Annotated in this window: 21 protein-coding genes; 13 read left to right on the top strand and 8 right to left on the bottom strand. The window is 68.1% G+C overall.

Going from position 1 to position 21,069, the window contains the following annotated elements; all coding sequences use genetic code 11:
* Window positions 1-36: 36 nt before the first annotated feature.
* From KHY18_RS00680 to KHY18_RS00665, 4 genes are read left to right on the top strand one after another with little or no spacing between them, the layout of a single operon-like run.
* Window positions 37-1,059, top strand: a complete 1,023-nt coding sequence (locus KHY18_RS00680; RefSeq protein ID WP_213293278.1) for a Bug family tripartite tricarboxylate transporter substrate binding protein — start codon at window positions 37-39, stop codon at window positions 1,057-1,059.
* Between the two features lie 54 nt (window positions 1,060-1,113).
* Window positions 1,114-2,388 carry an LLM class flavin-dependent oxidoreductase gene (locus KHY18_RS00675; protein ID WP_213293277.1) on the top strand — a complete coding sequence of 425 codons (1,275 nt, stop codon included), beginning with the start codon at window positions 1,114-1,116 and terminating at the stop codon, window positions 2,386-2,388.
* Window positions 2,389-2,408: 20 nt separating this feature from the next.
* The gene (gene ssuE / locus KHY18_RS00670; RefSeq protein WP_213293276.1) at window positions 2,409-2,999 is read left to right on the top strand and encodes an NADPH-dependent FMN reductase; all 591 of its coding nucleotides are present in this window, start codon (window positions 2,409-2,411) and stop codon (window positions 2,997-2,999) included.
* 48 nt (window positions 3,000-3,047) lie between these two features.
* Window positions 3,048-3,263 (top strand): TOBE domain-containing protein, encoded by a 216-nt coding sequence (locus tag KHY18_RS00665; protein ID WP_159913649.1) that lies wholly within the window; start codon window positions 3,048-3,050, stop codon window positions 3,261-3,263.
* Window positions 3,264-3,569: 306 nt separating this feature from the next.
* Here KHY18_RS00665 and KHY18_RS00660 read toward each other — a convergent pair whose 3' ends face one another.
* Window positions 3,570-5,171 carry a rhodanese homology domain-containing protein gene (locus KHY18_RS00660; protein WP_213293275.1) on the bottom strand — a complete coding sequence of 534 codons (1,602 nt, stop codon included), beginning with the start codon at window positions 5,169-5,171 and terminating at the stop codon, window positions 3,570-3,572.
* A 29-nt stretch (window positions 5,172-5,200) separates the two neighbouring features.
* Complete coding sequence (locus tag KHY18_RS00655) at window positions 5,201-5,776, bottom strand: cysteine dioxygenase family protein (protein ID WP_213293274.1); 576 nt, start codon at window positions 5,774-5,776, stop codon at window positions 5,201-5,203.
* A gap of 169 nt (window positions 5,777-5,945) precedes the next feature.
* On the opposite strand from KHY18_RS00655, the gene KHY18_RS00650 reads away from it, so the two are divergent.
* From KHY18_RS00650 to KHY18_RS00625, 6 genes are all read left to right on the top strand, one after another.
* Window positions 5,946-6,974 carry an ABC transporter substrate-binding protein gene (locus KHY18_RS00650; protein WP_213293273.1) on the top strand — a complete coding sequence of 343 codons (1,029 nt, stop codon included), beginning with the start codon at window positions 5,946-5,948 and terminating at the stop codon, window positions 6,972-6,974.
* A 34-nt stretch (window positions 6,975-7,008) separates the two neighbouring features.
* On the top strand, window positions 7,009-8,115 hold the full coding sequence (locus KHY18_RS00645; RefSeq protein ID WP_213293272.1) for an ABC transporter permease: 1,107 nt from the start codon (window positions 7,009-7,011) through the stop codon (window positions 8,113-8,115).
* A complete protein-coding gene (locus KHY18_RS00640; protein WP_213293271.1) occupies window positions 8,109-8,969 on the top strand; it encodes an ABC transporter ATP-binding protein in 861 nt (286 codons plus the stop codon). The genes KHY18_RS00645 and KHY18_RS00640 overlap by 7 nt, the downstream gene beginning before the upstream one ends.
* 3 nt (window positions 8,970-8,972) lie before the next feature.
* A complete protein-coding gene (locus KHY18_RS00635) occupies window positions 8,973-10,211 on the top strand; it encodes a c-type cytochrome (RefSeq protein WP_213293270.1) in 1,239 nt (412 codons plus the stop codon).
* Window positions 10,212-10,321: 110 nt separating this feature from the next.
* The gene (locus tag KHY18_RS00630; protein ID WP_213293269.1) at window positions 10,322-11,422 is read left to right on the top strand and encodes an LLM class flavin-dependent oxidoreductase; all 1,101 of its coding nucleotides are present in this window, start codon (window positions 10,322-10,324) and stop codon (window positions 11,420-11,422) included.
* A gap of 2 nt (window positions 11,423-11,424) precedes the next feature.
* The gene (locus KHY18_RS00625; RefSeq protein ID WP_213293268.1) at window positions 11,425-12,570 is read left to right on the top strand and encodes an acyl-CoA dehydrogenase family protein; all 1,146 of its coding nucleotides are present in this window, start codon (window positions 11,425-11,427) and stop codon (window positions 12,568-12,570) included.
* A 199-nt stretch (window positions 12,571-12,769) separates the two neighbouring features.
* Here KHY18_RS00625 and KHY18_RS00620 read toward each other — a convergent pair whose 3' ends face one another.
* The 5 genes from KHY18_RS00620 to KHY18_RS00600 are packed head-to-tail and all read right to left on the bottom strand — an operon-like array spanning window position 12,770 to window position 17,291.
* A complete protein-coding gene (locus KHY18_RS00620) occupies window positions 12,770-13,546 on the bottom strand; it encodes an ABC transporter permease (RefSeq protein ID WP_213293267.1) in 777 nt (258 codons plus the stop codon).
* Window positions 13,543-14,784, bottom strand: a complete 1,242-nt coding sequence (locus tag KHY18_RS00615; protein WP_213293266.1) for an ABC transporter substrate-binding protein — start codon at window positions 14,782-14,784, stop codon at window positions 13,543-13,545. The genes KHY18_RS00620 and KHY18_RS00615 overlap by 4 nt, the downstream gene beginning before the upstream one ends.
* A 43-nt stretch (window positions 14,785-14,827) precedes the next feature.
* Complete coding sequence (locus tag KHY18_RS00610; RefSeq protein ID WP_213293265.1) at window positions 14,828-15,637, bottom strand: ABC transporter ATP-binding protein; 810 nt, start codon at window positions 15,635-15,637, stop codon at window positions 14,828-14,830.
* On the bottom strand, window positions 15,634-16,734 hold the full coding sequence (locus KHY18_RS00605; RefSeq protein WP_213293264.1) for an acyl-CoA dehydrogenase family protein: 1,101 nt from the start codon (window positions 16,732-16,734) through the stop codon (window positions 15,634-15,636). The genes KHY18_RS00610 and KHY18_RS00605 overlap by 4 nt, the downstream gene beginning before the upstream one ends.
* A complete protein-coding gene (locus KHY18_RS00600) occupies window positions 16,731-17,291 on the bottom strand; it encodes a carboxymuconolactone decarboxylase family protein (RefSeq protein WP_213293263.1) in 561 nt (186 codons plus the stop codon). The genes KHY18_RS00605 and KHY18_RS00600 overlap by 4 nt, the downstream gene beginning before the upstream one ends.
* A 220-nt stretch (window positions 17,292-17,511) precedes the next feature.
* On the opposite strand from KHY18_RS00600, the gene KHY18_RS00595 reads away from it, so the two are divergent.
* Window positions 17,512-18,426: an EamA family transporter gene (locus KHY18_RS00595; RefSeq protein WP_213293262.1), complete on the top strand. Its 915-nt coding sequence runs from the start codon at window positions 17,512-17,514 to the stop codon at window positions 18,424-18,426.
* A gap of 119 nt (window positions 18,427-18,545) precedes the next feature.
* Here the strand turns inward: KHY18_RS00595 and KHY18_RS00590 are convergent, their stop codons facing one another.
* A complete protein-coding gene (locus tag KHY18_RS00590) occupies window positions 18,546-19,208 on the bottom strand; it encodes a helix-turn-helix transcriptional regulator (protein ID WP_213293261.1) in 663 nt (220 codons plus the stop codon).
* A 71-nt stretch (window positions 19,209-19,279) separates the two neighbouring features.
* Between KHY18_RS00590 and KHY18_RS00585 the strand changes: the two genes are divergently transcribed.
* Together KHY18_RS00585 and KHY18_RS00580 are read left to right on the top strand one after the other, a co-directional pair.
* The gene (locus tag KHY18_RS00585; RefSeq protein WP_213293260.1) at window positions 19,280-20,734 is read left to right on the top strand and encodes an MFS transporter; all 1,455 of its coding nucleotides are present in this window, start codon (window positions 19,280-19,282) and stop codon (window positions 20,732-20,734) included.
* Entirely contained in the window at window positions 20,727-21,044 is a 318-nt protein-coding gene (locus KHY18_RS00580; RefSeq protein WP_213293259.1) for a tetratricopeptide repeat protein, read from the top strand. Before KHY18_RS00585 ends, KHY18_RS00580 begins: the two co-directional genes overlap by 8 nt.
* The last annotated feature ends 25 nt before the right edge of the window (window positions 21,045-21,069 follow it).

Below are 21,069 nucleotides of genomic sequence, written 5' to 3'. Positions count from 1 at the left end.
TAGACTTCATTCCAAGCAATCATCAAGGAATGGGTCATGTCTGGATCAGCAATCGTCAATCGCCGCCTCAAGGTCGCACTCTCCGTGGGCTTCTCGGCAGGCCTGGTCCTGGCGGCCACGGCGGGCATGGGCGCGGCATGGGCTGCTGAAGGCAACTGGCCCACGAAACCCATCACGCTGGTCGTTCCCTACCCACCGGGCGGCACCAACGACAACGTCGCTCGGCTGATCGCCGAGCAGGTATCGAGCAAGGCCGGCCAGCCGGTGATCATCGAATACAAGCCGGGCGCGGGCGGCACCATCGGTGCGCAGTTCGTGGCACGTGCCAAGCCCGACGGCTACACGCTGCTCAATGCCTCGATAGGCAACCTTGCCATCGCTCCGCAGCTGATGCCCGTGCAGTTCGATTCGTTCAAGTCGTTCCAGTCGATCGCCTATATCGGCAGCGGCATCACCACGTTCGCGGTGCGCGCCGATTTCCCGGCCAAGAACCTGCAGGAACTCGTGGCCTATGCCAAGAAGCACCCGATCACGCTGGGCACTTCGGGCGTGGGCACGCCGGGCCACATGGCGGGCGTCTACTTCCAGCAGATCACCGGCATCCAGATGACGCATGTGCCATACAAGGGCAGCGCCGCGGCGATCAACGACGCGATCGGCGGCCATGTGGATCTGGTGATCGATCCACTGAGCACCACCTTCGTGCGCGCCGAGAAGCTCAAGGCCCTGGCCTATTTCGGCACCAAGACCGCGCCCGAAGGTCTCAAGGGCGTGCAGTCGGTGAGCCAGCAGGGCTTTGCGAAATGGGACGACGCGTTCGGCGGCTCGTTCTTCTGGACCGCCCCGGCCGGCATTCCCGACGCCGTGCAGAAGAAGCTCACGGGCTGGGTGCTCGAAGCCCTGGCCACGCCCGAAGTGCGCCAGGCGCTGGTCCAGGTGCAGGTCGCCGCCGCGCCCGCGGACGCGGCGGCGACCACGGCCATCGTGCACAAGATGCATGGCCTGGCCAAGGACATCTTTGTGACGCCGGCGCAGCAGCCGGTGGCGCTCGCGAAATAAGCGTCCGACAGGGCGGTGTTCGCCTCTGATGGAAATCCAGGAAAGTTGAAGTTCATGCATCTGGGATTGTTTTTGCTGGCCGCGGGCCACCACGCAGGCGGCTGGCGTTATCCCGGCGCGGAGTCGGGCACCGAGAACTTCGGGTTGATCTCCCGCATCGCCAAGGAAGCCGAGGATGCCAAGTTCGACATGGTGTTCTTTGGCGACCGCCTGGTCACGACCAAGGACTCGCACCCGTCGATGATCACGCGCCCCGACCCCATGGTGGTGCTCGCGATGCTGGCGGTGCAGACGCGCAAGATAGGCCTCGCGGCCACGGCGTCGACGACGTACAGCGACCCGTTCACGCTCGCGCGTTCGCTGGCTTCGGTGGACTTGCTGAGCCAGGGCCGCGCGGCCTGGAACATCGTCACCACGGTGCAGGACGGATCGGGCAATTTCAGCCGTTCGCTGCACCCCGAGTCGCAGGAACGCTATGCGATCGCGCAGGAGTTCGTTCAGGTGGTGCAGGGCCTGTGGCGCTCGTGGGAGGCCGATCCCTATGTGCGTGATAAGGAGCGCGGCGTCTACATCGACACCGCCAAGCTGCACGCGCTGGAGCATGTGGGCAAGTACTTCCAGGTGAAAGGGCCGCTCAATGTGACGCGCAGCCCGCAGGGCGAGCCGGTGCTGATTCAGGCCGGGTCTTCGGGCGCGGGCCAGCAGCTGGGCGCGCGCTATGCCGAAGTGATTTTCACGGCCCAGCAGGATCTGCAGGCGGCCCAGGAGTTCTACCAGGCGCTCAAGCTGCAGGTCGCTGCCGCGGGGCGCGATCCGGCCAGGGTCAAGGTGATGCCGGGGCTGATGCCCATCATCGGCCGCACCGCCGCCGAAGCGCGCGAAAAGCTCGCCCAGCTGCAGGAATTCACCGACCAGAGCAAGGCGCACTACATGCTGTCGGCCGAGCTCGATCTCGATCTCACGGGCCAGGACCTCGACGCGCCCGTGCCCGATCTGCCGCAGGACGATGCCAGCTTCAGCCGGCGCAAGCTGCTGCTCAAGTTGGCGCGCGAACAGAAGCTCACGCTGCGCCAGCTCTATCACCACATCGCGAGCAGCCGCGGCCACCAGGTGGTCGCGGGCACGGCCCAGGAGATTGCCGATCACATGCTGCACTGGGTCGATTCCGGCGCGGCCGACGGCTTCAACATCATGCCCGCCTACTTCCCCGGGGGCTTCGAAGAGTTCACGCGCGGCGTGGTGCCGCTGCTCCAGGAGCGCGGACGCTTTCGCCGCGAGTACAGCGGCAATACGCTGCGCGCCCATCTTGGCCTGAATGATCCCGTTTGACGTTTGAATCAAGGAACCCCATGTCCGTTTTGTTGATTGCCGGCAGCCCGTCGCACACTTCCCGCTCCGCGGCCCTGCTCGAGTCCGTGGGCAAGCGGCTCGCGAAACACCAGATCGAGGTGACGCAGCTGCAGATCCGCGACCTCGATGCCCAGGCGCTGATCCATGCCGATTTCGCCCATCCGTCCATCGTGCGCGCCGTGCAGCAGGTGGCCGACGCCAAGGTGGTGGTGATCGCCACGCCGGTCTACAAGGCGGCCTACAGCGGCGTGCTCAAGGTGTTCCTCGATCTGCTGCCCCAGACCGGACTCAAGGGCAAGACCGTGCTGCCGCTGGCCACGGGCGGCAGCCCGCACCACATGCTGGCGCTCGACTACGCGCTGCGCCCCGTGCTGCAGGCGCTGGCCGCCAAGCAGATTCTTCCCGGCATCTATGCGACCGACGCCCAGGTGTTCGTGCTGCCCGAAGGCGCGAGCACGCTGAGCACCGACCTCGCGGTGCGTGTCGACGAGGCCGTGCATGTGCTGGTTTCCGAGGTGCTGCTGCCCAAGCCGCATGCGGACGCATCGTTCGCGCCCGTGCATTTTTCCCAGGTGCGCTGCAGCGTCTGAGCGCCGCGCCTTCCCTCTTTTTCTCAACGGATTTTTCAGGAGCCTCCCATGACCATTCAAGCTATCAACGTTCGCAATCAGTTCAAGGGCAAAGTGCGCGAGATCATTCGCGGCGACGTGGTCTCCGAAGTCGATGTCGAGACGCCCTGGGGTGTCGTGACGTCGGTGATCACCACGCGTTCGGTCAACGATCTGGGTCTGGAAATCGGCTCGGAAGTCGTGGCGCTGGTGAAGTCCACCGAAGTGTCGATTGCCAAACTTTGAAATCAATGACTTAGAAGGTGGTCGATTTTGGCAAACGGCGGCAAAACTGTGACCCGTTCGTGGTGAGCCTGTCGAACCATGAACGGCCCGTCTTCATGACTTGAGGTCAGGCCGTTCATCCTTCGACAGGCTCAGGACGAACGGATTTTTGACGCCCGCTGTTTCTTTTTAACGCCTTGCGAGACCTAGGCTCGCTTACCCCGCTCAGGACGAACGGAACAGTCAGTCGCTCTGCGTTTGTCAAACGCCTTTTCCCATAAAAAACGCAGTGCCCCGAAAGGCACTGCGTTTTTCATTGCGCGGCGATCAGATGGTTTGGAACCCGTGCGTGCCGTCGTTCTTCAGTTGCTGGACCAGGCCGAATTCCCAGTCGAGATACGCCTGCATCGCGCTGCGCGGCGCCTGCGTGCCTTCGTAGGGGCGGCGGTAGCGGTCGGTGCGCGGCGAGGCCAGGCGGGTCTCGCCCTTCTCCAGCGGCAGGTCGGCGGCGATCCAGGCCTGGGTGCCGCCCGTCAATGCGTACACCGGCGCATCCGTGGCCTGGCTCAGCGCGTGCACGGCATAGCGCGCCAGCAGGCTGGAGCCGCAGGTCACGACATAGCGTTCGGCCTTGGGAATGGTCGCCAGCGCCTGCGTGAGCTGCGGGCGCAGCGTGAACCAGGCGCCGGGAATGTGGCGCTGCACGTAGTTGGCGCTGCTGGTGAAGTCGAGCACGGCGGTGCGCGGGCCCGCGCCGTCGTCGGCCAGCCATTGCGCCAGCGTGTGCACGGAGACATCTTGCACGGCACTCGCATGCGGCGGGTAGCTGATCACTGGCTGGCCGACTTCATTCCAGTCGGCCGCGCTGACGCCGTCGAGCACCCAGGTTTCCCAGCCCATTTGCGCGAGCCAGGAGGCGCTCATGTTGGCGCGCACGCCGTCGTCGTCGACCAGCACGATGCGCGCGCCGCGCACCGGCGCCGCGTGGTCGGTTTCCTGTACCAGCTGGCCGCCGGGGTAGTGGCGAAAGCCCGCGAGATGGCCGGCCGCGTATTCGTCGGCGCTGCGCACGTCGAAGCGGTAGGTGGTGCGCGTGCTCTCTTGGGTAAAGCCATCGAGTTGCGCGCGCGTGGCGCGGCGCACGCCCGCGCGGTCGGCGACGGCGCGCGCGCGTTCGGCGGCCTGGCTGCGTTCGGCTTCGGCGACGGCAGGTGCCTGGCGATCGGCGCCATGGTCCAGTTGCTGGCCGGCGAGCAGCCAGCCAATCGTGCCGTTGCGCAGCGCGGTGATGCGGTTGGGCAGGCCGGCGTTGATCAGCGATTGCGTGCCTATCAGGCTGCGCGTGCGGCCCGCGCAGTTGACGACGATATGGGTGGCGGCGTCGGGCGCGAGCGTGGCCGCGCGCAGCACCAGTTCGGCGCCGGGAACGCTCACGCCGCCGGGAATGCTCATGGTCTGGTATTCGTCGAAGCGGCGCGCGTCGAGCACCACCACGTCGGCCTTGCTGTCGAGCAGGGCCTGCACTTCCTCGGCCGCGAGCGAAGGCGTGTGGCGCTCGGCTTCGAGCCATTCGCCAAACGATTTGCTGGGCACGTTGACGTCGATGAACAGCTCGTAGCCTGCATCTTTCCAGCCCGCGAGACCGCCGGCGAGCACATGCACCTGGGTATAGCCCAGCGCCTGCAGCGTGCGTGCCGCGCCTTCGGTCAGGCCTTCGCCGTTGTCGTAGACCGCGATGCGCGTATCGCGCCGCGGCAGGCGCTGCCAGGCGTCGATCTCGATCTTGCCCGCGGGCAGATTGGCGGCCCACAGCGGGTGGCCTTCGGCGAACGGCGCTTCTTCGCGCAGATCGAGCAGCGCGATTTCTTCGCCGGCCAGCAGGGCCTGGCGTATGTCTTGGGGAGTCAGTTGGGGAACGGGATGGCTCATGTCGGGCTTGGAAGGGAGAGGGTGGAAATTCAGTGGGTGACGTTGGCGTAGCCCGAGACGAAAGGCTTGACGCCGCCGTCTTCGGTGAACACATGGCGCTGCACCTTGCCGATGTCGGCGCCGTAGACGTGGATGCTGATCGAGACCTGGTCGGCGAACACATTGCGCACGCGGTGCACATCGCCTATGGACGGCGAGACGGCGTCCACTTCGCCGGGCTCCAGGCGCTGCGCCGGCCCTTCGGGCTGCCAGCGGCCCGCGGCGTCGCGCGCGAAATGCTGGCCTTCCTCGGCGCCGCGCAGCATGCCGATCAGGCCCCAGACCGTGTGGTCGTGAATGGGCGTGCCCTGGCCCGGGCCCCAGACGAAGCTGACCACGGAAAAGCGGCCTTCGGGGTCGGCATGCAGCAGGAACTGCTGGTAGTGCGCGGGGTGGGGCTGGGCGAAGGCCTCGGGCAGCCAGTCGTCGTGCGCGACCAGCGACTGCAGCAGCGGCGTCGCGCCGGCGAGCAGCGCGGCTTCGTCGGTGCTGCGCGCAATGGTGTCCGACAGCTGCGCAACGAATTGCTGCAGGCGCGGCGCGGGCGTGGGGATTTCATTTGGCATGAATGGATTACAGCCTGCGCGCGCGTTGGCGTAAACGGTAATTTCCGCATATGGATTTCCGTTTTTGTTCGTTCCCGCGGCGCGCGCTATTGACTTCAATAGCGGCTCATCTGGTCATCACGCGTCAGCGTGCAGACCGGCCCAGATCGCCACGAAAGGAATCAACGGCATGGACAGCGTACAGAACCGGGACGGGTTGGAGAAGAAGGCGTGGTCGCGCCGTGATGTGCTGCGCGCCGCGGGCGCTGCCGGCCTGGTCGGCTCGGCGGGCCTGGCCGCGCAACGCGCCACGGCCGCAGGGCCGCTGCGCCCCATCAAGCTCGCCTGGAACGCCAATGCGATCTGCCTTTCGGCCGCGCCGGTGGCGATAGAGCGTGGCATTTTCGAGAAGCACGGCCTCAAGGTGGAGCTGGTCAATTTCGCGGGTGCGACCGATCAGCTGCTGGAAATCATCGCCACGTCGAAGGCCGACGCGGGCCTGGGCATGATCCACCGCTGGATCAAGCCGCTCGAATCGGGCTTCGACGTGAAGCTTGTGGGCAGCTCGCACGGCGGCTGCTCGCGGCTCGTCGGCTATGCGCCCGCGGGCGTCAAGGAACTCAAGCACCTCAAGGGCAAGACGATTGCGGTGTCCGATCTCAACTCGCCGGGCAAGAACTTCTTTTCGGTGCTGCTGACCAAGGCCGGCATCGATCCCGAACGCGATGTGAACTGGCGCCAGTTTCCCGGCGACATGCTGGGCCTGGCCGTCGAAAAGGGCGAGGCCCATGCGATCGCCGATGGCGACCCGAATCTGCTGCTGGTGCAGCGGCGCACCCAGGGCCTGGTCGATCTGGCGACCAACCTCACGGGCGAATACGCGGCCAAGACCTGCTGTGTGCTGGGCGTCAGCGGCGCGCTGGTGCGCAACGACCGCCCGACCGCGGCCGCGCTCACGCGCGCCATCGTCGAGGCCTCGGACTTCATCTCGGACAACCCGGCCGAAACCGCGCGCATCTTCAGCCCTTATTCCAAGGTGCCCGAGAGCGATCTGCGCGCCGTGCTGGGCAAGCTCACGCACCGCAGCCACCCCGTGGGCACGCCGCTGCGCGACGAGATCGAGTTCTATGCGCGCGACTTCAAGCTCGTCAAGGTGCTCAAGCCCACGACCGACCCGGCGCGCTTTGCCGCCCATGTCTACGCGGACGTGCTGTCCTGAAACCCTAGGCTGATTGATCTCCTGGAGAAATGCGATGAGTACCCTTGCCGAACATATCTTGCCTGGTAGAGAGGGCCGGCCCGGGCGCGGCCTGCCGGGAGAAAGCCGCACGGGCGCGGACCTGTCCGATCCGGTGCGCGTGACACCGACAACGGCTGCCGCCGCCACGCCCTCCACGCCGCTGTGGTGGCAGGGCGCGCTGGCCGCCGTGGCCTGGGGCGTGCTCGCGGCGCTCACGCATTTCTGGCCCAACCTGCCCGCGGGCTTTACCGAATGGGCCTACACCACCGAGTTCGCCGCGGGCGCGGCCGTGGTTTCGGCGCTGCTGCTGGCGCTGGTGCTCACGCCCGAAAGCGTGCAGCCGCTGGCGCTGCTGCGCCGCAAGCTGCGGCCTGCGGGCCCTTGGCTGGTTGCGCTGTCGCTGGGACTGATCGCCTGGGAAGTGCTCACGGCCAAGCTGGGCCGCCTGCCCACGCCGTTCTTCGCGCCGCCCCAGGCCCTGGTCGAAGTCTATGCGACCGATGCCGAACGCCTGGCCGAAAGCGCGCTCAACTCGCTGCGCCTGCTGTCCATAGGCATCGCCATAGGCGCGCTGGTGGGCTTTGTCATGGGCGTGCTGATCGGCTGGTCGCGCACTGCGAGCTACTGGATTCATCCCGTGCTGCGCGTGCTGGGCCCCGTGCCCACGACGGCGCTGCTGCCGGTGAGCTTCTATTTCTTTCCTTCGAGCTGGTCGACGGCGGTGTTCCTGATCGCGCTGGGCATGGCCTTTCCCGTCGCCATCCTGACCTGGTCGGGCGTGGCCAACGTGCACAAGAACTTCTATGACGTGGCGCGCACGCTGGGCGCGTCGCAGTGGTTCCTGGTGCTGCGCGTGGCGATTCCCGCGGCGCTGCCGCAGGTGTTCGTCGGTCTTTTCATGGGCCTGGGCGCGGCGTTTTCCACGCTGGTGGTGGCCGAGATGCTGGGCGTGAAATCGGGCCTGGGCTGGTATCTGACCTGGGCCCAGGGCTGGGCTGCCTATCCCAACATGTACGCCGCGCTGATCCTGATGGCCATCCTGTTTTCCGGCGTCATCACGCTGTTGTTCGCGTTCCGTGACCGCGTGCTCTCCTGGCAGAAAGGCACTCTCAAATGGTAAATACCGCCACCGCAACCGCCACTGCAACCCGCGCGCCCGAAACGGCTGCGCATGTATTCCCCGCCGCCGCCAATGCGGGCGCCGGCGCGCGCATCGAAGTGCAGGGCGTGAGCCACTGGTTCGCGCAGCGCAATGCCAAGGACGGCGCCGGCGGTCCGCTGCAGGTCATCGAAGACCTCGATCTGGACATCGCGCCGGGCGAGTTCGTCGCGCTGCTGGGCCCCAGCGGCTGCGGCAAGAGCACCTTGCTGCGCCTGGTTGCCGGGCTGGAGCCCGCGAGCGCGGGCCGGCTGCTGCAGGATGGCAAGCCGATCACCGAGCCCGATCCTTCGCGCATCGTGGTGTTCCAGGACCCCACGCTGTTTCCCTGGCGCACGGTCTGGGACAACGTCGCGCTGGGCCTGCAGGCGCGCGGCCTGCTCAAGTCGCAACGCCACCGCGTCGATGAAGCGCTGGCGCTGGTGGGCCTCGACGCCTTTGCGCGCGCGCTGCCGCATGAGCTCTCGGGCGGCATGGCGCAGCGCGTGGCGCTGGCGCGCGCGCTGGTCAACGACCCGCGCCTGCTGGTGCTCGACGAACCGCTGGGCAAGCTCGACTCGCTGACGCGGCTGGCTATGCAGACCGAGTTGGTGTCCCTGTGGCAGCGCAAGGGCTTCTCGGCGCTGCTGGTGACGCACGATGTCGAAGAAGCGCTGTTCATGGCCCAGCGCGTCGTGGTGTTCTCCGACCGACCCGCGCGCATCAGCGAAGTGCTGGTCAACGACCTGCCTTACCCGCGCCACCGCAGCGACCCCAAGCTGGTCGAACTGCGCCGCCAGGCGCTGGCCCTGCTCGGGCTTGGAGACAGCTGGTAATGCATGGTTCTGTCGACTGATTTCGTCAACGGCGTACTCGAAGCCCTGTACGCCGTGCAGATCGCGCTGCGCGATGCATGGCATGCGCTGGGTTTTGCGGGCACCGTCGCGGACCAGCCCGCGTGGCCGTTCGCCCAGCGCCTGGCCGCCGAGCGGCTGCTGCTCGAGCCCGGCCATGCGCGCCGCGTCGTGATCACGCTGGCCTGCTTCGCGGGCGCGGTCATCTTGTTGTTGATCGCGCTGGCGGCCGGCTTTTTGCGGCGCCCGCGCAATGCCGCGCAGGCGCGCCGGCGCATGTTCTGGCGTGCGGGCCTGGCGGCCGGCGCCGCCGCCCTACTGGTGTTCGCGCCCTGGCCGAGCAGCGCCTTGCTGTGGGCGCCGGCCGTGCCCACCAGCCTGCACCGCGCGCCCCAACCCTTTTCGACGCAAAGCATTGCCCAGGGCCAGGCGGTGTTCACCCAGCATTGCGCGCAATGCCATGGGGCGGACGCGCGCGGCGAAGGGCCGCTGGCGAGCCAGCTCGCGCAGTGGCCGCCGAATCTCGCGGGCGGCCTGCTGTGGAAACGCCTCGAAGGCGAATTGTTCTGGCGCGTGCGCCACGGCATGCGCGACGCGCGCTCGGGCCGCGAAACCATGCCCGCCGCACCTGCGCTTTCAGACCAGGACATCTGGTCGGCACTCGACTATCTGCAGGCCCGGGCTTCGGGCCAGATGCTGCGCGACATGGGCGCGTGGGAGCGCCCGGTGCGCCTGCCCGCGAGCCGCCTGGACTGCCGCTATGGCGGACTGCGCGGCAGCGACAGCCTGCGCGGCCAGCGCCTGCAGCTGGTGCTGCCCACCGCGGGCGAGGCGGCCTTGCCGCCGGAAGACCCACGCTGGGTCACGGTGGTGCTGGGCACCGCGCCCTCGGGCTCCACGCCCGAATGCCAGGCCCAGGACCGCGCGCTGCTGCCCGCGATCGCGCTGCTGCTGGGCGTCACGCCGCAGGAAGTGCCTGGCCACAAGCTGTTTGTCGACCGCGACGGCTGGCTGCGCGCGCGTTCGGTGCCGGGGCAGGCGGCCTGGTCCGAAGACGATCTGATCTGCCGCAGCGAGTCGGCGCCCGCGGCCGCGGCCGCTGTCGCTGCCGCTGCCGCTGCCGCTGCCGCTGCCGATGCGCCGCCGGCCCAGGGCGTAGACGGCCTGCTGCGGCGCATGGACGCCGACCGCATGCAGCTGGTGCGCGCCGGCTACCCGCATTGAAGCCGGCCGGGACCCACAAAAATCGCACAAGCAAACGCGTTTTTCTTCGTTGGCGCGTGGGGGCCGGCCGTCCGATCATGGAGTTTTGCAGCCATTCAAGGAGAAGAGCGATGTCCGTGCAGATCATTGGCATGATTGCCCCCCAGGAATCGTCCGAGACCATTTCCCGCAAGGGCCCGGCCGTTGATCCCGCCTATGTGCGCGCGTTCGCCCAGGCCCATGAGCACGCGGGCTTCGACCGCATTCTGGTGCCCGCGAGCGCGACCAGCCCCGACCCACTGCTCACGGTGGCCTATGCGGCGGCGCATACGCAGGGCATCAAGTTCCTGCTCGCGCATCGCCCCGGTTTTGTTTCGCCGACGCTCGCCGCGCGCCAGTTCGCGACGCTGGACCACTACACGGGCGGGCGCGTCGCCGTGCATTACATCAGCGGCGGCTCGGATGTCGATCAGCAGCGCGACGGCGACTTTCTGAGCCACGACGAACGCTATGCGCGCACCGACGAATACCTCACGGTGCTGCGCCGCGTCTGGACCGAGACCCAGCCTTTCGACCATGAAGGCACCTATTACAAAGTCAAGGGCGCGTTCTCCGAAGTCAAGCCGCTGCAGCAGCCCTATGTGCCTATCTTCTTCGGCGGCGCGTCTGAGCCCGCGCTGAAAGTCGCGGGCAAACATGCCGATGTCTACGCGCTGTGGGGCGAGTCGCTGGCGCAGTCGGCAGATCTGGTGCGCCGCGTGCGCGCCGAAGCCGCGGCCCATGGCCGTGAAGTCGAATTCAGCATATCGTTTCGCCCCATCATCGCCGCCACCGAAGAGCTGGCCTGGGCAAAGGCCGAGGAAATTCTCGCCGTGACGCGCAGCAAGCAGGTGCCCATCGCCCATGCGCGTGGCGCCGGCCCGCAGCAAAGCGAAGGCGCGCGCCGCCTGCTCGCCGATGCCGCCAAGGGCGACCGCGTCGACGAACGCCTGTGGACCGCGGTGGCGCGTGAAACCGGCGGCCGCAGCAACTCGACATCGCTGGTCGGCACGCCCGATCAGGTGGCCGAAGCGCTGGTCAAGTACTACGACCTGGGCATAGGCACGCTGCTGCTGCGGGGCTTCGATCCGCTGGTCGACGCCATCGAATACGGCCGCGAACTGATTCCGCTGATCCGCGAGAAAGTCGCGCAGCGCGAAGCCCTGCGCACGCAGGAACGCAAGGCGGCCTGACCATGAAACTGGAGATGACCTGGGTGGATACGGCGCGCACGCTGGCCGCGGATTTCGGCCGGCGCGCGGTCGTGCATGACCGCGACGGCAGCTTTCCGCATGCCAATTTCGCCGACCTGCTGCAGGCCGGCTTTCTGGCCCTGGCCGCGCCACGTGCGTTCGGCGGGCAGCAGGCGTCGGTGACCGAACTCGGTGAAGTCATAGGCGCCATCGGCTACGGCTGCCCGGCGACGGCGCTGGTGCTGAGCATGCAATACCTGCAGCAGCGCCACATGGCGCGGCCCGGTTCGGCCTGGCCCGAGTCGCTGGCGCGGCAGCTGGTGCAGGAAGCCACGCAAAGCGTGGCGCTGGCCAACTCCTTGCGCGTGGAGCCCGAGCTGGGCACGCCCGCGCGCGGCGGCCTGCCGGCCACGGTGGCCCGGCGCACGCCCGAAGGCTGGCGCCTCAGCGGCCGCAAGATCTATTCGACGGGCGCGCCCGCGCTGCGCTGGTATGCGGTCTGGGCACGTACCGACGACGCCGAGCCGCAGGTCGGAACTTTCCTGGTGCGCGCGGGCAGCCCGGGCGTGCGCATCGAGGAGACCTGGGACCATCTGGGCCTGCGCGCCAGCGGCAGCCATGACGTGGTCTTTGACGACGTTGTCACGCCGCTGGACCATGCGATCGGCGTCGCTCCCGTGGGCGCGCAGTCGCGCGACACCAACATGCAGGCCGAAATGACGGTGCTGCTGGGCGCGCTGTACACGGGCGTGGCGCTGGCCGCGCGCGACTGGCTGCTGACCTTTCTGCGCGAGCGCGCGCCCGCGAGCCTGGGCGCGCCGCTGGCTACACTGCCGCGCGTGCAGGAAGCCGTGGGCCGCATCGAGGCGCTGCTGCTGTCGAACCGGCGCCTGATCGCAAGCCTGGCGCGCGACCTGGACGGCGGCGCCCAGGTGCCGCTGGCCGACAGCGGCCTGATCAAGACGCTGGTGATGCGCCAGGCCGTGGAAATCGTGCAGGAGGCGCTGGCGCTGACCAGCAACCACGGCCTCTCCCGCCGCAACCCGCTGGAGCGCCATCTGCGCGATGTGCTGTGCGGGCGCATCCATACGCCGCAGGAAGACAGCGCGCTGGTGTTGGCGGGCAGGGCGGCGCTGGAGCACGCTTAGCGCCGGGGGGGAGAACACGCCTTGAAACGCCCTTCGACAAGCTCAGGGCGAACGGAGTGAACTAACCCGCCTGAAGAGCACTTGTGGTTTTCCCGTTCGTGGTGAGCCCGTCGAACCATGAACGGCCTGCCCTCATGAGCAAGCCCTGCTGCACGGGCCGGTCGATCGGCCGGTTTTCAATCCGCGCGTGCCGATCCCGTCACCCGCGGTTCCTGCCCACCCACCGTGCCGTCACCGCCCGCGCCGCCACATCCAGCATGAAGCCCAGGCAACCGACCACCACAATCCCCGCCATCAGCTCGTCATACGCCAGCCGGTCGCGCGTATCGAGAATGAAATAGCCCATGCCGGCCGACACGCCCAGCATTTCGGCCGGCACCAGCACGATCCAGGCAATGCCCAGCGAAAGCCGGAAGCCCGTGAGCACATGCGTGAGGATTCCCGGCAGAACGATGTGCAGCACGATTTCGGCGCGCGTCGCCGACAGGCTGTGCGCGAGCTGCAGCCAGCTCTTGTCGAGCGCCGCGACGCCGGCCGCGGTGTTGAGCATGATGGGCCAGACGGCGGCGAACGTCAGCAGGAACACCACCGGCGCCTCGCCCACGCCCAGCGCCATGACGGCCAGCGGCATCCAAGACAGCGGCGAAACCATGCGCAGGAACTGGAACAGCGTTCCCGTGAGCTTGGCGAACAGCGGCGACAGTCCGACCCAGATGCCCAGCGGCACGGCGATCACCAGGGCCAGCAGCAGCGACAGACCGATGCGCTGCAGGCTCAGCAGAATGTGTTCCCACAGATCTCCCGCGGCCAGCAGCCGGCCCAGCGCGGCGAAGCCGGCCGTGGGCGCGAAAGCGTTGCGTATGGCGTCCACATCGGACAGCTGGCGCGCGCCCAGCGACCACAATCCCACGGCCAGCGCCAGGCCGACGATGGGCCAGACCACGCGGTCCACGGCCCGCTTGATGCCCTTGCTCATGCCTGGATGACTTCCTTGCGCGTGAAGCTTTCGACATGGCCGAAGGCCTTGAGGCCGCCCACTTCCTTGAGCGCGGCCTTGACGAAGCGGTCGTCGACCAGGTCCCTGGCGACGAACTTGGGATCGAGCTTTTCCAGGAAGGCCGCATTGCCTTCGACATGCGTCACCTGCAGCGCCTTGACGAGTTCCTCGGTGTACGACGGATAGGGATAGGGCTGGAAGTCGATGCGGCGCTGGTTCCACTGCGGGTGCTTGATGATGCCGTCACGCGTGTACTGCGCCATCTCGGTCGCGGCCAGCACCTTGGTCAGCACGGGCAGGCCGTGCGGCGTGTACTTGCCTTCGCCGCTGCTCGCCAGCAGCTTGGCGGTCTCGAGCTGGTTGTCGCGCGTCCACAGCTGGGCCTTGACGATGGCGGTCGTGACTTTCTGCGCCCATTCGGGGCGCTCGACGATGTCGCGCTCGGCCAGCGTCAGCAGGCAGCACGCATGGTTCTGCCAGACATCGCCGACGAAGCGCAGCACCTTGCCCACGCCCGAGACTTCGGCCGCGGCGACAAACGGCTCGGCGACGATGTAGCCCGAGACGGCCTTGGCGGCCAGCGCCGACACCATCTCGGCGGGCGCCATGACGATCAGATTCACTTCATCGGCCGCCAGGCCCGCGGTGCGCGCGCGGCTCACGGCCTTGAGGCCGTTGGCGCGCAGCAGCTGCTGCAGCACCACGTTGTGTATCGAATACCAGAACGGAATCGCGACCTGCGTTCCGCCCAGATCCTTCACCGAATTGATGTGGCGCGCGACGGCGATCGCCGAGCCGTTCATGTGGTTCCAGGCCACGACCTTGGCGCCGAACTGCGAGCCGTATCGCACGAACATGGTGGTGGGCGACAGCAGGTGAACGACGTTGACCTGGCCGGCGACAAAGGCTTCGATGATCTGCGCCCAGGTGCGAAACAGCCGCGGCTTCTCGGTGCGCAGGCCTTCGGCTTCGAACAGCTTGCGGCTATGCGCCACCAGCAGCGGCGTGGCATCGGTGATCGGCAGATAGCCTATGCGCACCGGCACGTCGTCGCCCTTGTTGGCCTGGGCCATGGCGTCGCCGGCGCGCAGGAAAGGCGCGGCCGCGGCGCCGCTGAGCGCCGCCACGCGCAGCCAGTCGCGGCGGCTGATGCCGCAATCGCAGGTCGATGAGGCGCAGATGTGCTGGTAGTTGGGCGCTTGATTGTGCTGGTCCATGGTGCTTGCCTGGCTGAAGGAAAGTGGAAGGGAAGGGCGGTTTTCAGGCCGGCAGCACGCCGTGTCGGCGCGCATGCAGTTCGGCGAGGATCTCGAGGCGCAGCGCGGTTATTTCCGCGGGGTGCGCATGGCGCGGGTGCGGCACATCGACGCGCCATTCGCGCACGATGCAGCCGCCCTGGTCGCCCGGCAGCCGGCCCATCAGCAGGATGCGGTCGGCGACCAGGATGGCTTCGTCGATGTCGTGCGTGACGACCAGCGCGGCCGTGTGCCACTGGTGCACCAGGTCGACCAGCAGCTCCTGCATTTCGCTGCGCGTGATCGCGTCCAGCGCCGAGAACGGCTCGTCGGCGAGCAGCAGCTGGGGCTCGCGCGCCAGAGCGCGCGCCAGGGCCACGCGCTGCGCCATGCCGCCCGACAGCTGCGCGGGGTGCAGCTCTTCCTTGCCGGCCAGGCCCACGGCCGCGATCGCCTGGGCGACGCGCGCGTTCAGGCGTTCGGCCTCTATGCAGGGCTGGTGCTTGAAGTCCAGGCCAAACGCCACGTTCTTCGCCACCGTGAGCCAGGGCAGCAGGCTCGCCTGCTGGAACACGACGGCGGCGCGCGGGTGGGGCTGGGTCAGCGGCGCGCCCAGAAAGCGCACGCTGCCGGCCGTGGGTGCCTGCAGGCCGGCGAGCGCGCGCAGCAGCGTCGACTTGCCGCAGCCGCTGCCGCCCAGCAGGCAGACGATTTCCTGCGGGCGTATCGCGATGTCGATGTCGCTGAAGATGCGCGGGCCCTGGCCATAGGCGCAGGCCAGGCCCCGGCCCTGCAGCGCGAATTCCGCATCGGCTGGCGCGGCGGCGCTGCTCATGGCAAGGCGCGCTCGGGGGCCGGCGCCGCGGCGGCCGCGAGCTTGTTGAGTTCGCCCTGCAATTGCGTGAGGCTGGGCGTGACCACGGGAATGAACGCGCTTTCCTGCAGGCGCCGGCCGAAGTCGGGCAGGTGATCGCGCAGATAGGCGCGCCCGCCAGAGCCCTGCAATTCGAGCTGCACGCTTTCCTGCACCACGGCCGCAAGCTGCAGCCGCACGCGGAACAGCGCGGGCGCGTCGGCGACGAAACGTCCCGAGACCAGGCCTTCGCGAATGGTTTCGCGCAGGCTGTCGAGCTGGGTGCGGGCTTGGGCGATGCGCGCGCCCAGCACATTGCGCGCCGCGCCCACCTGCTCGGCGGCCTGCAGGCTGGCGCGCGCCAGGCCCAGCGACATGCCGCATTGCAGGCTCAGGAACATGGGCCGCGCGCGCTTGAGAAACGACAGGCCGTCGCGCGCCAGCACGGCCTCTTGGCCGACCTTCACGCCAGCGAGATCGATCGCCGCGGTATTGCTCGCGCGCAGCGCCAGCAGGTCGAGATCGGCGCTGCGTTGCACGCCCGCAAGCCGGCTGTCGATGGCCAGCACCATGGGCGCGGGCTGCAGCGGCGTCTGCACGGCCGCGGCGACGACGAACGGCGGGCGCAGATTGGTGACCCAGGGCAGCTTGCCGCTGACGCTCAGGCCGTCGTCGCCGTCGGGCCTGGCCTCGACTTGCAGGGGTTCGAGCTGAGACAGGAACTTCATCGCGTTCGACAGACCCGTCGCGCCCGCGAGCCGGCCTTGCAGCAGATCGGGCAGCCACAGCTCGCGCGCCGCGTTGTTGTCCGTGAGGCACAGGTAGTCGATGAATGCGCGGTGGCTCCACAGCACGAAGGCCGCGGTCACCGAATGTTCGGCGACCTGGGCGATTGCGTCGATGGCGTCAATCGCTTCGCCGCCATCGCCGCCAAAGGCCTGGGGCACGGCAATGCGGTGCATTCCGGCCAGCACCAGCTGGGGCAGCACTTCCTGCGCGGCGTCGGCATTCGCATTGAGGCTTTGCGCCTGGGTCTGCAGCCAGCTTTGCAGACCGGGCGTGAGCAGGGCGCGGCTCATGCCTGAAACACACCGGGCGAGAACGGCAGCAGTTCGGGGTTGATCTCGGGCTTGGCGAGGTTGTTGGCGAAGTTGCACAGCGTGGCCAGGCTCACGCCCAGCACCACTTCGAGCGCCTGCTGGTCGTTGTAGCCCGCGGCGCGGAACGCGGCCAGCGCGGCGTCCGATGTCGCGCCGCGCGTGGCGATCACTTCCTTGGTGAATGTCTGCACCGCGTCCAGCCTGGCATCGCCCGTGGGCTGGCCGCGCTGCAGATTCAGCGCCGTGACCGCGTCGAGCTCGGCTTTCTTGGCGACAATCGCGGTATGGCCCGAAAGGCAGAAGTCGCAGCCATGCAGCGCCGCTGCGGTCAGCTGCACCACTTCGCGTTCGGCCAGCGTCAGCGACGCGCGTGCATTGATGCCCGAGACTGTGACGTAGGTCTCCAGCGCCACGGGTGCGTTGGCCAGCACGCCGATGAGATTGGGCAGGAAGCCGTTGTTGGCCAGTGCCTTGGCGGCGAACGCCTGGCTTTCCTGGGGCGCGGATTCCACGGTCTGCAAGGGGATGCGGGGCATTTCGGGACCTTTCTGGGCGCAGCTGCAAGACTGGGCCCGGGGTTTTTCACAGGAATGAAAATGGCATCCGAAGATGCCAGTGATTCCATTTCTTCACCAGTATCCCTGTAGATGTCAGGGTTTCCTAACAATAATTCGTAATGTGCAAATCCATTGGTCGGGAATGCCGGCGTGCCCGGCCCGCTGCGGCCCCATCTCGGCCTGCGCCGCAGGCTACGCCATGAGTGCCGTGAATGCCCCTTTTTCCGGCCGCGATCTGTTCGCGGCGCTGTCGGTGGTGGTGATCTGGGGGCTGAACTTTGTCGCGATGAAGTGGGCGCTGGTCGATTTCACGCCGTTCCAGCTGGGCGTCTGGCGCTATGTGTTTGCCGTGCTGCCGCTGGTGTTCATCGTGCGCCGGCCGGCCGTTCCCTGGCGCTGGGTCGTCGCCTATGGCCTGTGCCAGGGCGTGGGCCAGTTCGGCGTGCTGTTCATCGCGCTGCAAGTGGGCATGACGGCCGCGCTGGCGTCGGTGCTGATGCAGACCCAGCTGTTCTTCACGGCCTTGCTGGGCGTATTGCTGCTGGGCGAGCATCTGTCGCGCCCGCTCAAATGGGGGCTGGTCTGGGCGGCGATAGGCCTGGGCTGCTTTGCAATGAATTACCTGGGCGGCGCCGTGGCCGCGGGCACGACCTTGCTGGGCTTTGTGCTGAACCTGGTGTCGGCCGCGATGTGGGCCGCATCGAACATCGTCGCGCGGCGCACGCAGCAGGTCGCGGGCAGCTACGACGCGCTGGGCTTCGTGGTCTGGAGCGCCGTGGTGCCCATCGTGCCGTTCCTGCTGCTGAGCCTGGCGTTCGATGCGCCGGCGCTGCGCTGGCAATGGCTCGATGCACCGCTGTCGAGCTGGCTGGCCGTCGCCTACCTGGGCTGGTGCGCGACCATCATGGCCTATGCGCTGTGGACCGGCCTGCTCAAGCGCCATCCCGCGAGCCGCGTCGCGCCATTCAGCCTGGGCGTGCCGGTGATCGGTCTGGCGGCGGGCATGGGCATGCTGGGCGAGCGCATCACGCTGTGGCAATGGGCCGGCGGCGCGTGCATCGTGATGGCGCTGGTGGTGGTGCTGGTCGGCGCGCGCTGGCAGGCCAGGCGCTGACGTTGGCACGACTGCCTTGTTTTTAGGCAGGCCCCGCAAAGCCAGCGCTGGCGCCGTTTTCGGCAGTTGTTACGGCAGTTATGCACAAGCTTGGGCACGGTCTGCAGGGATAACGTGGGTCAGTGCTTGGCGGGCACGATGCGGTAGGCGCAGCGCGTCGCGCCCGCGAGCAGATGCTGCTCGCGCGACACCTGGGCTTCGGGGCCCACGATGTCCTGGAACAGCTGCAATTCGGAGCGGCAAAAACCCTGGCAGGTGCGCGCCGCGACGCAGATGGGGCAGTGGTCCTCGATCAGCATCCAGTCCTTGCCGTCGGACTCGACGCGCGCCATGTAGCCTTCGGCGCTGCGAATGGCTGCGAGCTGCTCGAGCCGCTGGGGCACGGTCTTGCCGGTGCAGGTCTGCTGATAGACCACGCGCGCTTCGGCTTCGCGCTGGCTGATCAGCCGGTCCAGCCCTTCGTCGCCGAAGATCTGGCGCACCGATCCCAGCAGCTGGGCCGTGAGCTGCGCGTGCGCATCGGGAAAGCGGCGGTTGCCGGCGTCGGTCAGCACCCAGTTCTGGCGCGGCCGGCCCACGCCGGATGCCGCTTCCTGCCGGCCTTCTATCCAGCCCGCGGCGACGAGTTTTTGCACTTGCTGGCGCGCGGCTTCGGCGCTGGTCTCGAGCAGTTGCGCCAGCCGCGTCGTAGACGCCGAGCCCTGGGACTTGAGAAAGAACAGGATGCGATCGGCCGTGGACGCATGGGCAGAATTTTCAAAGTTTTGTCTTGCGTTATCCATGGCGCGGCCTTAATATCCAAACAATTACTTGGATAATAATCCAAGCCGGATTCCCTGTCGAGAGCGCCCCCATGTCTGAACCATCTTCCACGCCCACCGCCACCGCCTCCTGGGCTGATCTTTTCCGCGGCCGCAATGGTTTGCTGGCACTGGCGCTCACCGGTGGCGTCGCGCTGCACGCGATCAATGTGCACATCGTCACGACCGTGCTGCCGTCGGTGGTGCAGGACATAGGCGGCCTCGGCTGGTATGCGTGGAACACCACCTTGTTCGTGGTGGCTTCCATCGTCGGCGCGGCGCTGTCGGTGCGGCTGCTCGCGGCGCTGGGGCCGCGCGGCGCCTGCATCGCGGCGCTGGCGGTGTTCTCGCTGGGCTCGGCGGCCTGCGCGTCGGCGGTCTCCATGCCCTGGATGCTCGCCGGGCGCAGCGTGCAAGGCCTGGGCGGCGGTGTTCTTGCGGCGCTGAGCTACGCGCTGATCCAGGTGGTGTTCCAGCCCGCGCTGTGGCCGCGCGCCGTGGCTCTGGTCTCGGGCATGTGGGGCATTGCGACGCTGTGCGGGCCGGCCGTGGGCGGGCTGTTCGCCCAGGCCGGGCATTGGCGCTGGGCGTTCTGGATGCTGCTGCCCGTGGCGCTGGCCCAGGCCTTGATCGTTGCGGTGCAGCTGCGGCCCGCGGCCGATGGCAAGCCGACCACGCGCGCCAAGCCGCAGATTCCCGCGCTGCAGATCGTGCTGCTGGCCACTTCAGTGCTTGCGGTGGCCGCCGGCAGCCTGTCGGCGCAACTGGCCTGGCAAGGCGTGGGCGTGGCCTGCGGCCTGGCGCTGGGCGCGGCCGCCGTGGCCGTCGATCGCCAGGCCGCGGTGCGGCTGCTGCCGCGCGGCGCCACCGCCTGGGGCTCGGCGCTGGGCGCGGTCTATGCCAGCGTGGCGCTGCTGCTGGTGGGCACGACCACCGAAATCTACATTCCCTATTTTCTGCAGACGCTGCACGGCTACACGCCGCTGGCCGCGGGCTATCTGACGGCGGCGATGGCCGCGGGCTGGAGCGCGGGCTCGCTGCTGTCGTCGGGCCGCGAAGGCGAGAGCGCGGCGCGCCTGTTGCGCGCCGGTCCGGTGCTGGGCACGGCGAGCCTGTTGGCGCTGGCCGTGCTTGTGCCGTCGACGCTGGGCCTGGCGCCCGGAGTGCACATGCTGCTGTGCGGTCTGGCGCTCGCCGGTGCGGGCGCGGGCGTGGGCATAGGCTGGCCGCATCTGCTGGTGCGCGTGCTGACGCTTGCGCCCGCGGGCGAAGGCGGCATGGCGTCGGCGGCGATCACCACGGTGCAGCTCTATGGCATGGCCATTGGCGCTGCGGTTGCGGGCCTGGTGGCCAATGCCGCGGGGTTGATCGCACCGGGCGGAGCGGCCGGCGCGCAGTCGGCCGCGGTCTGGCTGTTCGCGAGTTTCGCCATCGCGCCGTTGCTCGCCGCGCTGCTGGTGCGCGGCATGGGCCGGCGTCAATCGATAGGAATCGAAAGCCATGCGTGAACGCCTGGAACAACTGCTGGCCGCGGGCCGCGACAGCGCCTTGCTGCGCTTCGGCCTGGGCAATGCGTGTCTCAAAGACGGCGATGCCCAGGCCGCCGCACTGCATCTGGCGCAGGCCACGCAGCAGCAGCCGAGCTACTCGGCCGCGTGGAAACTGCTGGGCGTGGCGTTGAACCAGCTCGAGCGCTGGGACCAGGCCCAGGCCGCCTGGACCACCGGGCTGGAGGTCGCCGAGCAGCAGGGCGATGCGCAGTCTGCCAAGGAAATGGCGGTGTTCCTGCGCCGGCTGCAGCGTCAGCAATCGCAGTGAGCGCTCGCTGGGAGTTGCCGCTTAT

Source organism: Acidovorax sp. CCYZU-2555 (assembly GCF_018413525.1).
Lineage (GTDB): Bacteria > Pseudomonadota > Gammaproteobacteria > Burkholderiales > Burkholderiaceae_C > Comamonas.
This window is presented reverse-complemented; position numbering and strand designations above follow the sequence as displayed.

What these genes read in the sequence shown, in the direction of transcription:
- KHY18_RS00655 (WP_213293274.1), bottom strand. Translation starts at nt 5,776, where the DNA reads ATGCCAAATGAAATCCCCACGCCCGCGCCGCGCCTGCAGCAATTCGTT.
- KHY18_RS00590 (WP_213293261.1), bottom strand. Translation starts at nt 19,208, where the DNA reads ATGGATAACGCAAGACAAAACTTTGAAAATTCTGCCCATGCGTCCACG.
- KHY18_RS00595 (WP_213293262.1), top strand. Translation starts at nt 17,512, where the DNA reads ATGAGTGCCGTGAATGCCCCTTTTTCCGGCCGCGATCTGTTCGCGGCG.
- KHY18_RS00630 (WP_213293269.1), top strand. Translation starts at nt 10,322, where the DNA reads ATGTCCGTGCAGATCATTGGCATGATTGCCCCCCAGGAATCGTCCGAG.
- KHY18_RS00620 (WP_213293267.1), bottom strand. Translation starts at nt 13,546, where the DNA reads ATGAGCAAGGGCATCAAGCGGGCCGTGGACCGCGTGGTCTGGCCCATC.
- KHY18_RS00635 (WP_213293270.1), top strand. Translation starts at nt 8,973, where the DNA reads ATGGTTCTGTCGACTGATTTCGTCAACGGCGTACTCGAAGCCCTGTAC.
- KHY18_RS00600 (WP_213293263.1), bottom strand. Translation starts at nt 17,291, where the DNA reads ATGCCCCGCATCCCCTTGCAGACCGTGGAATCCGCGCCCCAGGAAAGC.
- KHY18_RS00625 (WP_213293268.1), top strand. Translation starts at nt 11,425, where the DNA reads ATGAAACTGGAGATGACCTGGGTGGATACGGCGCGCACGCTGGCCGCG.
- KHY18_RS00660 (WP_213293275.1), bottom strand. Translation starts at nt 5,171, where the DNA reads ATGAGCCATCCCGTTCCCCAACTGACTCCCCAAGACATACGCCAGGCC.
- KHY18_RS00615 (WP_213293266.1), bottom strand. Translation starts at nt 14,784, where the DNA reads ATGGACCAGCACAATCAAGCGCCCAACTACCAGCACATCTGCGCCTCA.
- KHY18_RS00645 (WP_213293272.1), top strand. Translation starts at nt 7,009, where the DNA reads ATGAGTACCCTTGCCGAACATATCTTGCCTGGTAGAGAGGGCCGGCCC.
- KHY18_RS00585 (WP_213293260.1), top strand. Translation starts at nt 19,280, where the DNA reads ATGTCTGAACCATCTTCCACGCCCACCGCCACCGCCTCCTGGGCTGAT.
- KHY18_RS00605 (WP_213293264.1), bottom strand. Translation starts at nt 16,734, where the DNA reads ATGAGCCGCGCCCTGCTCACGCCCGGTCTGCAAAGCTGGCTGCAGACC.
- KHY18_RS00680 (WP_213293278.1), top strand. Translation starts at nt 37, where the DNA reads ATGTCTGGATCAGCAATCGTCAATCGCCGCCTCAAGGTCGCACTCTCC.
- KHY18_RS00650 (WP_213293273.1), top strand. Translation starts at nt 5,946, where the DNA reads ATGGACAGCGTACAGAACCGGGACGGGTTGGAGAAGAAGGCGTGGTCG.
- KHY18_RS00580 (WP_213293259.1), top strand. Translation starts at nt 20,727, where the DNA reads ATGCGTGAACGCCTGGAACAACTGCTGGCCGCGGGCCGCGACAGCGCC.
- KHY18_RS00640 (WP_213293271.1), top strand. Translation starts at nt 8,109, where the DNA reads ATGGTAAATACCGCCACCGCAACCGCCACTGCAACCCGCGCGCCCGAA.
- KHY18_RS00610 (WP_213293265.1), bottom strand. Translation starts at nt 15,637, where the DNA reads ATGAGCAGCGCCGCCGCGCCAGCCGATGCGGAATTCGCGCTGCAGGGC.
- KHY18_RS00665 (WP_159913649.1), top strand. Translation starts at nt 3,048, where the DNA reads ATGACCATTCAAGCTATCAACGTTCGCAATCAGTTCAAGGGCAAAGTG.
- ssuE (WP_213293276.1), top strand. Translation starts at nt 2,409, where the DNA reads ATGTCCGTTTTGTTGATTGCCGGCAGCCCGTCGCACACTTCCCGCTCC.
- KHY18_RS00675 (WP_213293277.1), top strand. Translation starts at nt 1,114, where the DNA reads ATGCATCTGGGATTGTTTTTGCTGGCCGCGGGCCACCACGCAGGCGGC.